The sequence below is a fragment of the Pseudomonadota bacterium genome, from assembly GCA_016927275.1.
Lineage (GTDB): Bacteria > UBA10199 > UBA10199 > 2-02-FULL-44-16 > JAAZCA01 > JAFGMW01.
This window is the reverse complement of record JAFGMW010000084.1, coordinates 18,038-28,593: the sequence shown is the minus strand read 5'-3', so window position 1 is coordinate 28,593 and position 10,556 is coordinate 18,038. Positions and strand designations below refer to the sequence as shown.

At 62.8% G+C, this 10,556-nt stretch carries 7 protein-coding genes and 1 CRISPR repeat array; of the genes, 3 read left to right on the top strand and 4 right to left on the bottom strand.

Going from position 1 to position 10,556, the window contains the following annotated elements; all coding sequences use genetic code 11:
* Nucleotide 1: 1 nt before the first annotated feature.
* Nucleotides 2-296: a CRISPR direct-repeat array (repeat unit 31 nt; unit sequence TCGCCCCCCGCGCGGGGGCGTGGATTGAAAC).
* An 89-nt stretch (nt 297-385) separates the two neighbouring features.
* From glgA to glgC, 4 genes are read right to left on the bottom strand one after another with little or no spacing between them, the layout of a single operon-like run.
* On the bottom strand, nt 386-1,846 hold the full coding sequence (gene glgA, locus JXA24_05790; protein MBN1283265.1) for a glycogen synthase GlgA: 1,461 nt from the start codon (nt 1,844-1,846) through the stop codon (nt 386-388).
* Between the two features lie 44 nt (nt 1,847-1,890).
* Nucleotides 1,891-2,904: a galactose-1-phosphate uridylyltransferase gene (gene galT / locus JXA24_05785; protein ID MBN1283264.1), complete on the bottom strand. Its 1,014-nt coding sequence runs from the start codon at nt 2,902-2,904 to the stop codon at nt 1,891-1,893.
* Nucleotides 2,905-2,916: 12 nt separating this feature from the next.
* Complete coding sequence (locus tag JXA24_05780; protein ID MBN1283263.1) at nt 2,917-5,097, bottom strand: hypothetical protein; 2,181 nt, start codon at nt 5,095-5,097, stop codon at nt 2,917-2,919.
* Nucleotides 5,098-5,121: 24 nt separating this feature from the next.
* Nucleotides 5,122-6,348, bottom strand: coding sequence for a glucose-1-phosphate adenylyltransferase (gene glgC, locus JXA24_05775; GenBank protein ID MBN1283262.1), 1,227 nt, complete (start codon nt 6,346-6,348; stop codon nt 5,122-5,124).
* Between the two features lie 321 nt (nt 6,349-6,669).
* Between glgC and JXA24_05770 the strand changes: the two genes are divergently transcribed.
* The 3 genes from JXA24_05770 to ispE all read left to right on the top strand — a co-directional run bounded on the left by JXA24_05770 (nt 6,670) and on the right by ispE (nt 10,545).
* Complete coding sequence (locus JXA24_05770) at nt 6,670-8,121, top strand: hypothetical protein (protein ID MBN1283261.1); 1,452 nt, start codon at nt 6,670-6,672, stop codon at nt 8,119-8,121.
* Between the two features lie 18 nt (nt 8,122-8,139).
* Nucleotides 8,140-9,522 (top strand): hypothetical protein, encoded by a 1,383-nt coding sequence (locus tag JXA24_05765; GenBank protein ID MBN1283260.1) that lies wholly within the window; start codon nt 8,140-8,142, stop codon nt 9,520-9,522.
* 156 nt (nt 9,523-9,678) lie between these two features.
* On the top strand, nt 9,679-10,545 hold the full coding sequence (gene ispE, locus JXA24_05760; protein ID MBN1283259.1) for a 4-(cytidine 5'-diphospho)-2-C-methyl-D-erythritol kinase: 867 nt from the start codon (nt 9,679-9,681) through the stop codon (nt 10,543-10,545).
* Nucleotides 10,546-10,556 lie beyond the last annotated feature (11 nt).

Genomic DNA, 10,556 nt, shown 5'->3' with positions numbered 1-10,556 from the left:
GTCGCCCCCCGCGCGGGGGCGTGGATTGAAACCGGTATACCTTGTCACTAGATCGAAGCTCCTTGAAGTCGCCCCCCGCGCGGGGGCGTGGATTGAAACTTGACCCCTTTTGCGGCAGCGGTGGGGCTCTGTAGTCGCCCCCCGCGCGGGGGCGTGGATTGAAACTTTCCTGGTCGGTCATTGATCCCCCTGGGATAGCGTCGCCCCCCGCGCGGGGGCGTGGATTGAAACAATCGGTCTAAGATCATCTTTTGTGCAAACTGAGTCGCCCCCCGCGCGGGGGCGTGGATTGAAACATGGAGGGGGTTCAACAATTGAGTCGACTTCGGGTGGCGTCGGGTCGGGGCCTGCCTGCCGGTAGCAGGGACCCGAAGCCGAGCGCTTTTTATTTTTTAAGGAGTTTTTTGTAGAGCGCATGGTATTCGCGGGCAGAGCGCTTCCACGAGAAGTCGCACTTCATGGCGTTTCGGATCAGGGCCTTCATGAGGTCGGGCCTTTTGTAGAGGGCGAGCGCCCGGTCGACCGCGCGGGTGAGGGCCACGGGGCCGTATCCGGTGAACTTGAATCCGTTTCCCTTCCGAGATTTCGGATCGAACTCCTCCACGGAGTCGGCGAGCCCCCCGGTCGCGCGCACGATCGGGATCGTGCCGTATCTCAGGCTTATCATCTGGTTGAGGCCGCACGGCTCGTAGAGCGAGGGCATGAGGAAGAAGTCTGAGCCCGCCTCTATGAGGTGCGCGAGCTCTTCGCTGAAGGCGATTGCCAGCCCCAGGCGGTCCTGGTATTTCGCGTGCGCTTCCCTCAGCCGGTCGTGGAACCTCGCCTCGCCGGTCCCCAGTATCGCGAACTGCACCTCCCTCCGCATGAGCGCCGGCAGAGAGTCGACGAAGATGTCCAGCCCTTTCTGCGAGGCCAGCCTGCCTACCATGCCGACGACCGGCATGCCCTCGCGCATGGGGAGCTTGAGCTTCAGGCGCATGGCCTCCTTGCACTCCGATTTGCCCCTCAAGGAGCGCGCGCTGAAGTTCGCCGGTATGAGCCCGTCGACAGCCGGGTCCCAGGCCGAGTAGTCGACCCCGTTGAGTATGCCGGTGAGCGCCTTCCCCTTAGCGGCCAGCGCCGTCTCGAGCCCCATCCCCTGCTCGTGCGTGAGGATCTCCTCCGCGTAACGTTCGCTCACGGTAGTTATGGCGTCGGCGAAGGCGATTCCGCCCTTGAGGAAGTTGACCTTGTCCCAGAACTCGAGCCTGTCGAACGTGAACAGGCTCCAGCCGAGGCCGGTGAGCTCCATGGCGCTCTTCGGGAAGATCCCCTGGTAGCCGAGGTTGTGTATCGTGAGCACGGACTTCGCCTTTTTGAGGGCGCGCTCGCCCGCGTAGATGCTCCTCATGTACACCGGCACGAGCGCCGCCTGCCAGTCGTGGGCGTGCACGATGTCGGGCGAGAGCTTGAGAGCTATCATCGCCTCAACCGCCGCGCGGGCGAAGAAGATGAAGCGCACGGCGTTGTCCGGATAGTCGCCGGCCGGGGTGCCGTACAGGCCCTCCCTGTCGAAGAAAAACGGCTCCGATATGAAATAGAACGTTGCGCCTGACGGGGTCCTGGTTCGCAGGATGCGGGCCTTCATGACCATTGAGCCGACCTTCACATCGACGATGGTGTCGGGCCTGGATGGCGGCTCTGCGCCGAACCCGCCGAGCTCCATCCGCCTTCCGTAGAACGGCATGATGACCGAGACCCTGTCGCCGAGCGAGGCGAGCGCGTTCGGCAGCGCGCCGACCACGTCTGCGAGCCCGCCGGTCTTGGCGAACGGAACCGCTTCGGATGCTATGTGGACTATCTTCATAAAACCGTGACTGGTGACTGGTGATCAGTGACTGGTGAATAGAATCATGGAAGGCCCAGCTCCTTGAGGAACTGGGCGGAGACCTCGGGCGCCGTGGGGTTGATGTAGAACCCGGAGCCGCGCTCGAATCCGGCCACGCGCGTTATGCGCGGAGTGATCTCGATGTGCCAGTGGTAGTAGGCCAGCGCCGGCATGCCCACCGGCGAGGTGTGGAGCATGAAGTTGTACGGCGGCACGTCCAGCGCCTTGTTGAGCCTGTGGAGCGTCCGCTGGAAGAGGCCGGCCAGGTTCTTGAGCTCGTTCTTGGTGCAGTCCTCGTAGTGCGATCGGTGCTTCTTGGGCAATATCCAGGTCTCGAACGGGAAGCGCGGCGCGTAGGGGCATACCGCTATGAAGTCCTCGTTCTCCCCCACGACCCGTTTCTGCTCGTCTATCTCCTGGCTCACGATGTCGCAGAATATGCAGCGCTCCTTGTAGTCGTAGTAGTTCTTCGATCCCGACATCTCCTCGGCGACGGACTTCGGTATGATGGGCAGGGCGATCAGCTGGGAGTGGCTGTGGTCGAGCGACGCGCCGGCGCCCAGGCCGTGGTTCTTGAATATGAGTATGTAGCGGAAGCGGGTGTCCTTCTTGAGGTCGATGATGCGGTCGCGGTACGCCCAGAGCACGTCCTGGAACCGCTCGTCCGAGAGGTCGGCCAGCTGCTCGTTGTGGTTCGGCGTCTCGATGATCACCTCGTGCGCCCCGATCCCGTTCATCTTGTCGTAGATCCCGTCGGCGCGCCTCCCCAACTCGCCCTCGATCATGAGGGCGGGGAACTTGTTCGGCACCACCCTCAGGGTCCAGCTGGCCGCGCCCTGGCCGCCCCCGTCGGTCCTGTAGGACAGGACCTCGTGCGGGGTGTCGGTCTCGTGCCCCGGGTCGAAGGGGCAGAAGCTGTTTTCCGCCTCGGGCATCGCGCGCTCCTTCGCGCTGAACAGGTTTATGGGCCTCTTGGATCTCTCGGTCGAGATGATCACCCAGCGGCTTACGATCGGGTCTTTTCTGAGCTCAGGCATGGCCTCTCCTTTTCAGACGCCCCACATCCTGCGGTCGTATGTCTCGTCCGGCACCACGAACCTCATGTGCGAGTATCTCCTCACCTCCACACCCTTCCTGTAGAGGGCGAGCGTGATCGTGGCCCTGTCGCCGGCCTTCAGCCCCAGGTCCTCGAACGGGAACGCCATCTCGAGCAGCTCCCCGGCCGCGAAACGGGGGACGAATCCGGCGATCGAGTCCCCCTCCTCGTTAACGGGGCGAAGGTCCAGGGCGGCGCCCTCGTTCTGCAGGCGGAACCAGCGGTGGCCGCGTTCGCCGTGAAGCCCTATCAGGAGCGCGTCGTCCGCCGTCAGAGAGAAATCCCTCTCGCGATCGATCGGCTCTATCCTGAGGAAAAACGCCTCGGCGTTGAAGCCCAAAGAGATGGCCTCGAACGGGTCGGTCGAGCTCTGGGCCATGGCGCCGCTGGTCCTGCCGTGGACCGTCATGCGGGCGGCGTTTGCCCACTCGAAGAACGACGTGTCGAAGCCGTTGATGTCGGGTGAGATGAAGCCCGGCGGCTCGATCAGCGCCTCGCGGTGCTCGTCGTACCTGTATATCGGCTCGAAGAGGAAGAGCGGCACCTTCATGCCGAGGAACTCGAAGGCGTTCTTGAGATGGCTTCTGAAGATGCGGTCGAAGTCGCCCTTGAAGGGCGACTCGAAGTCCTCGTCGAACCACCAGAACCAGTCGCTGCCCATGGCGGCGAGGAAAGAGTCCAGGGCCCTCTGCGCGCCGTCGTCGGCAGAGGCCGTGTCGAGCCGCCCGCCCAGCTCCTCCATCGAGCGCCGCAGGTAGTCCCACGCCTGGTTCTTCTGCGGCTTGCCGATCCAGATGTAAAAATTGGCGTCGATCCACGAGCCGGTGTGGAGCTTCTCGATCCTCTGAGCCGGCGGGTTGGACCGGATGTAGTCGCAGAGGCGGGTCGTCCGTATCCCGTCCGACTCGATCCGCTCGAAGAGGGTCCTCAAAAACTCCCTTCCCGAGTCGGGGTAGTGCTCCCAGGGGTTCTCGCCGTCGAGTATGACGGTCACGAGCTTCTTCCCCGCGTCCTTCGGCTTCGCCGCGTCTATGGCGGACAGGTGGGAGACGAAGTCGTCCACCGCGTCGGCCGCAGGCTTCCTCCCGTATACGAAGCCGATGAGGTCCGAGAGGCCGTGGTCCCTGAAGACTATCCCGACCTCCTTCCCCCCGTGAGAGGCGAGGTAGGGCCTGTGCTTGTCGACCGGCTTCGCCTCGGGGAACGAGTGCGCCAGCACCATGTCGTCGGTGGCGATCCATTTGACCCCGGCGTCGGCGAGCATAGGTATCATCTCGGGGCAGACGCTCCCCTCCGCGGGCCAGATGCCGCATGGCCTTGCCCCGAACCAGCGCTCCATCGAGTCCAGGGCGCGAGAGAGCTGCTCCCTCGCGAGCGCGGGCGCCGCGAAGCGATGCGGGAGCCCGGCCTTGGGCATGCACCTCTTCGCGAAGTCCGTGTCGATGCATAGGGGCAATATCGGGTGGTAGAAAGGGGTGGTCGTGAGCTCGACGTTCTCGGAGCCGGCGGCGATCCTTATCTCCTCCATGAGGTTCTTGAGGATCCTCCTCTGGGCCTCGAGGACGAACGCCTTGTCCTCCTCGGAGAAGTGCCTCGCCTCCAGGAGCATCCTCTCCAGCTCCGGGATCTCCTCCCGTGCCGCGAAGCCGAACCACACGAGGTTGAAGTAGACCTGCAGGTCGCGGTAGTCCTGCGCGGAGAAGAAGCGGACCGCCTGGTCGTAGTCTATGTTGGACTGGTCGTGACCCAGCCTGTCCTTCAGCTTCTTGTAGGTGCCGCAGGGGTCTATCTTCCTCTCCGCGTTGGCCGAGAAGAAATGCCTGAGCAAAAAAATCTTCTGCCGGGCGTTCAGGCTGTCGGCAGGCACGAGCGTGTGATCGAGAAACGCGTCGCCGGCGTCTTCCTCGACGTATGCGAAGAGCTGCCTGATCAGGGACGGCACGAAGTTGATGGTGCCCTTCACGCGCGGGTGCTGCCTGTAGAGCCGGAGCATGTCGTAGTAGGAATGGGTGCCGTGCAGGCGCACCCAGGGCATAGCGCACTCGCCGGTCTTCGTGTCCCTGTAATAGGGCTGGTGCATGTGCCAGACGAAGGCGACGGTGGTATCGGTGATCGGCTGATTCGGCTCAAGCATGGTCTCGCGCTCTCGTTCCGCCCTCTAGACCGTCGCGCCCTTCGGTATCACCACTATCCCCTCGGGCGACACGGTGAACCTCTTGCTGTCCTTCTCCAGGTCGTAACCGATCGTGGAGTTCGGCGATATCACGACGTCCTTGTCGATGATCGCCCGCCTGATCTTCACGTACCTGCCCACGTTGACGTGGTCGAAGAGTATGCTCTCCTCGATCTGTGAGAAGCTGTTGACCCTGACGCACGGCGAGAGGATGCTGCGGTCGATCCTTCCGCCGGAGGTGATGACCCCGTCGCACACGAGCGAATCGGTCGCCATGCCGACCCTGTCCGATTTCTCGTCCGAGAAGACGAATTTGGCCGGCGGGTCGGACTCGCGTGCGGTCTTGATGGACCAGGCCTTGTTGTAGAGGTTGAAAATCGGCGAGACGGACACCAGGTCCATCGAGGCCTTCCAGTATCCGTCTATGGTCCCTATGTCCCGCCAGTAGCCGCGCTCCTGCGGGGTGGCGCCGGGGACCGGATTGTCCGCGAAGTTGTAGGCCATCACCTTCTTCTTCCGAAACAGCGCGGGGATGATGTCCTTGCCGAAGTCGTGGGACGACTTGTCGTCCTCGGCGTCGCTCTTGACCGCCTCCACCAGCACCTCTGTCTTGAAGATGTATATCCCCATGGAGCAGAGCGACATCTTCGGGTTCCCGGGCATAGGCGGCGGGTCCTTTGGCTTCTCCCTGAAGTCGACCACCCGCCACGTCTTGTCGCACGCGATTATTCCGAAGGAGCGGGCGTCGTTGAGCGGCTGCGGGACGACGGCTATGGTGACGTCCGCGTCGCTCTTCTCGTGGAAGTCGATGAAGTGCAGGCAGTTCATCCGGTAGATGTGGTCGCCGCCGAAGATGCAGACGTTCTCCGGGCCGGAGTTGAATATGTGGTGAAGGTTCTGGAAGACCGCGTCCGCGCTCCCCTTGTACCAGTGGGAGCCGACCCTCATCTGGGCCGGCACCGCGTCTATGAACTGGTCGAGCAGCGCGGGCAGGTGCCAGCCCCTCTTGAGGTGGCGGAGCAGCGAGTCGGCCTTGAACTGGGTGAGGACCAGGATCCTGAAGAGCCCCGAGTTCACGATGTTCGAGAGCACGAAATCTATGATTCGGTAATGGCCGCCGAACGGCACCGCCGGCTTGGCCCTGTCGTTGGTAAGGGGCCTCAGCCTCTCGCCCTGGCCGCCGGCCAGCACGATCGAAAGGACAGGTTTCATCAGGGCCCCCTTTCCGGAAAAAATTTAAATAGTGGACAGGCCCAATTAATGCAACAAAAACATATATTTTGCTCGCCGGGCACCTCTGCGTGCCCCGCCGTATCCTCCCGCCGGGCTCCGGGCCGCAAATGACGGAATGAGGCTGAAATTACGTTGAAATCACCGATGGATAGCTGATACTGCTGGAGGCAGGCAGCCTGCGGCCGGTCGAAAATATCGAGCAACTAATTCCGATCCCGGCCGATCATATATATGTACATTTGACATGTACCCGGACGGCTCAATCCTGAGTCATGTCCCGGCTCTGGAAAGGGGTTTCGCATGGTGGCGCCTATCGTGTGGGGACTCATCGCCCTCGGCAGCGTTGTCGTCGGGGCGGTCGGCTGCGGCGACGACGACGATGCGGGCGGCGGGACCGACTTACCCGATCTTCCCGATGCCGGCACCGACGCGGACGCGGACGCGGACGCCGATTCGGACACCGGCACCGATACGGTCGATGCGGGCCCTGACCCGTGGGTCCGGGACGGCTTCAACGGCCTTTTCTATCAGTTCGAATACGGCTCGGTGGGGAGCATGCTGGACATGGACATCGATCGCGACGAGCTGCCCGATGAGGTCGTGCTCATGACCGGTCATTCCCACAACAGGATGGGCCGGTTGAATCTCGATGCCGCCGATGCCATGTCCGCGCCGACGCAGAATTTTCAGCCGGGGGCCATCGACGGCCTGGGCGCCGCTGTGGACGGGGTGGGCGATGTCCGGCCCGTTCAGGTCGTGAAGCTTGCGGACGGCAATTACTTCGTCCCTTCGGCGATCGACGTCGGAGCGAGCTCCAACGCGAAGGGCCTTTTGTCCCTTGTCTACTCCGACTACTCGAGCTACCCCTCCATGAACGTCAAGAGCTCCATGCTGGACTTTTTCTGCGAGGCCGTGACTGAGGGCGAGCCGGGCGAGACGCATTACACAGATGATGTCGCGGAATGTTCTCCCTTCGACACCGATCCGGACGCCGGGGAGGTCAATCATCCCCACATGGCGATGTCGGGGATCATGATCGGAGGGACGGTCTATGTCGCGGCCGCCAGCGAATACGACGGGAGCGGGTCGGTCATAGGGTTCGGTGTCACGCCTCAGGGATACATCGATGCAGGCCATCCGCAGGTGGTGATCCCCACCTCGGGCGATTTCCCCTCGGCCATAGAGTACCTGGGAGACAACAGGGCAGCGGTGCTCAACACGGGGGGCGGATCGACCGCCTCGATCGACATCGTAGACCTCCTGGACGCCCAGATCGAAGCCACCATACCGCTGGGGATGTCCTCGGCGGCGGCGCTCTATGAGCTGCCCATCACCGGCGACGGCAACTACGCTGTGGTGTCGGCGTCCAATTTCGCCATGCAGGCCAACATCCTGATCGTCGACATGCAGGCCCACCAGGTGGTCGGGACCGCGAACCTCACGGAGAACGGCGAAGTCCGCGGCATAGATCTGCTGGGGACGGATGCATATGTCAGCATTGAGGGGGATTCGTCGAAGGAGACGAGCGGCGAGGTCGCGATCGTCGATTTCTCGGCGCCCGCATCTCCTCATCTAGATCGGCTGATAGCGGTCGGCAATGACATGGGGGCCATCGCAGTGCACGGCTCCGGGGTGGTGTTCGTCGTGGTGACCGATCGCTGGTGGGAGGTCGCCGGAGAGGCCGAGAAGAGGTGGTCGTACATAGTGGCCTTTGATCCGGCCCAGGTCACCGAGGACCAGATCAGCGACTGAATCAGTCAGGGGGGGACCGTGCTGCCGCCAATCATCTTCGGCATTGCCATAGGCGTGGGGTTTCTCGCAGGCGCCTGCTCGGGGTCGGACAAAGCCAAGGAGGATTCGGGCCCTGATGCCGACGCCGACGTCGACACCGACGCAGACACGGACACAGACACGGACACAGACACCGACGTCGATACAGACACCGATACCGACGTCGACACCGACGCAGACACGGACACAGACACCGACGTCGACACCGATTCGGACACCGACACCGATGTCCCCAATCCCTGCGTGAGGGACGGCTTCAACGCGCTGTTCTTCGAGTGCAGCCAGGGGAGCGACGACTGTTCGCTCATCGACCTCGACATCTCTGGCAACACGCTCTCGTTCATGTCGACATTCCCGCTCGACAACAGGGGAGGGAAGATAGGGGTCGGCGCGAGCGATCCGCTGAGCCCCACGTCGCACCAATTCTTCGACAGCATCGACGACGCCTACGCCGGCACGGACGACCTCCATCCGGTCCAGATGGTTGAGCTCGACGGGGGCGAGTTCCTAGTCCCGTTCGAAAACTCCGCTTTCGCCTCCGGGGTGTCGGTCTACGATCCGCTGGGCACGATCCTGCAGTCAGAGCTTTTGAGCACCGTTTCCGTAGGCGGTTTCCTGTTCATAGACCCCGTTGAGGTGAGGTCCGGGCTTTCGCTCGGCGGGAGGCTGTACTTTGCGGTTGCCGAGTCGATCACCGGCACCGGGCTCATGCTTTCCTATGCGCAGGCGATCGACGGGACGCTGGATCAGGGAGACGTCGATTTTCCGGTGTTCGCCTCGGGCGACTACCCTGTGGCGATCGAGCACCTGGGCGGCGACCTCGTAGCGATGCTCAACTCCGAGGGGGAGGGCGCGGCATCGATCGACATCGTCGACACCGCAGAGGTCGACCCTGCGGACGCGGTGATCGCCACGATACCGCTCAGCGCGCTGAGCGCGGACATCCTCTGCGAGATCAAGCTCACCGAGGATTTCGCATACGCGGTCGTGGCGGGCGACGCCTCGTGGCTCTATTTCGTCGACATGGCCGGCGAGTCGCAGGTCGGCTCGATATCGCTGGCGGCTCACGGTGCCGTGATGGACGTGACGGTGCTGGGCGACATGGCCTTCGCCAGCGTGGACAACGGCGCGGCGGAGCCCGACAGCGGTAAGGTCGTGATGGTCGATTTCTCGAACCCCGCTGCGCCCTCCGTGGAGAGGGTGATCGACGTGGGGCACGGAATGGGGGCCATAGCGGTCCACGCCTCCGGCACGGTCTACGTGGCCGCGAAGAGCTGCTGGGGCGAGGCCGCGGACGACTCCTTGCCGATGTGGCGGATCGTGGCCTTCGATCCCTCCCTGGTCACCGTGGACGACGTCTGACGACAGAAGCACCAATGACCAAGCACCAGATTCAAATGAGCACCAATTACCAATTATCAAACACGGTTATGTTTGATCAATTGGTAATTGGGACCTGGAATTTATTTGTATTTTGGTGCTTGGAATTTGATCTGTTTTCAGGTTAGCACTCCCCGCATGTCACAGGTCCGTGTGAACGCCCCGGCGAAGGTGAACACCCTCCTGCGGGTGATCGGGCGCAGGGAAGACGGCTACCACGACCTTGAGATGGTCATGGTGCCGCTTTCTCTCTGCGACGAGATCACGCTCACCGCCACCGGCGGCGGGATAACGATATCGGTGGACGGGCAGGCCGACGACGGGATGGCCGGCGAGCGAAACCTCGCGTTCAGGGCCGCGCGTGCGTTCATCGAGCACGCCGGCGTCAAGGCGGGGGTCGCAATCGAGCTCACGAAGCGCGTGCCGGTGGCCGCGGGCCTCGGCGGCGGTTCGAGCGACGCGGCCGCGGTGCTGCGCGGATTGAACTCCCTCTGGGGAGTCGGTCTGACTGTGGATGAGCTCGCAGGAATCGGCGCCAGGCTCGGCGCGGACGTGCCTTTTTTCTGCCACAGAGGCCCCGCATTCGTGGAGGGTATCGGAGATCGGGTATCGGTTTATGAAACCTTTCCCAAGTGTTCGTATTTACTGATTAATCCAGGTTTTCCCCTCTCCACTCCCTGGGTATATGATCAATGGGATTTGCAGTTGACTATGAAACCACCCGATGCTAGGGTCCGCCCGCTTTTTCAGGTATTTAGCGATGTTATCGCGTCCCTCCACAACGATCTCGAGAGGGTGACGATTCCGGCACATCCGGAGATCGGGGTAATAAAGGGCGCTCTCATGGAATCGGGGGCGGCCGGCGCGCTCATGTCGGGCAGCGGGCCGACGGTCTTCGGCGTCTTTTCGGACGCGGTCGCGCGCGACAGGGCTCATGCGCAGCTCGATCGCGAAGGTTGGAGGATCTACAAGGCTGAGGCCCGGCTCGAATCGTCGACGGTCTGATCGGGCGGAGG

Coding starts and splice junctions, on each gene's coding strand:
- JXA24_05770 (MBN1283261.1), top strand. CDS start 6,670: ATGGTGGCGCCTATCGTGTGGGGACTCATCGCCCTCGGCAGCGTTGTC.
- ispE (MBN1283259.1), top strand. CDS start 9,679: ATGTCACAGGTCCGTGTGAACGCCCCGGCGAAGGTGAACACCCTCCTG.
- JXA24_05780 (MBN1283263.1), bottom strand. CDS start 5,097: ATGCTTGAGCCGAATCAGCCGATCACCGATACCACCGTCGCCTTCGTC.
- glgC (MBN1283262.1), bottom strand. CDS start 6,348: ATGAAACCTGTCCTTTCGATCGTGCTGGCCGGCGGCCAGGGCGAGAGG.
- galT (MBN1283264.1), bottom strand. CDS start 2,904: ATGCCTGAGCTCAGAAAAGACCCGATCGTAAGCCGCTGGGTGATCATC.
- glgA (MBN1283265.1), bottom strand. CDS start 1,846: ATGAAGATAGTCCACATAGCATCCGAAGCGGTTCCGTTCGCCAAGACC.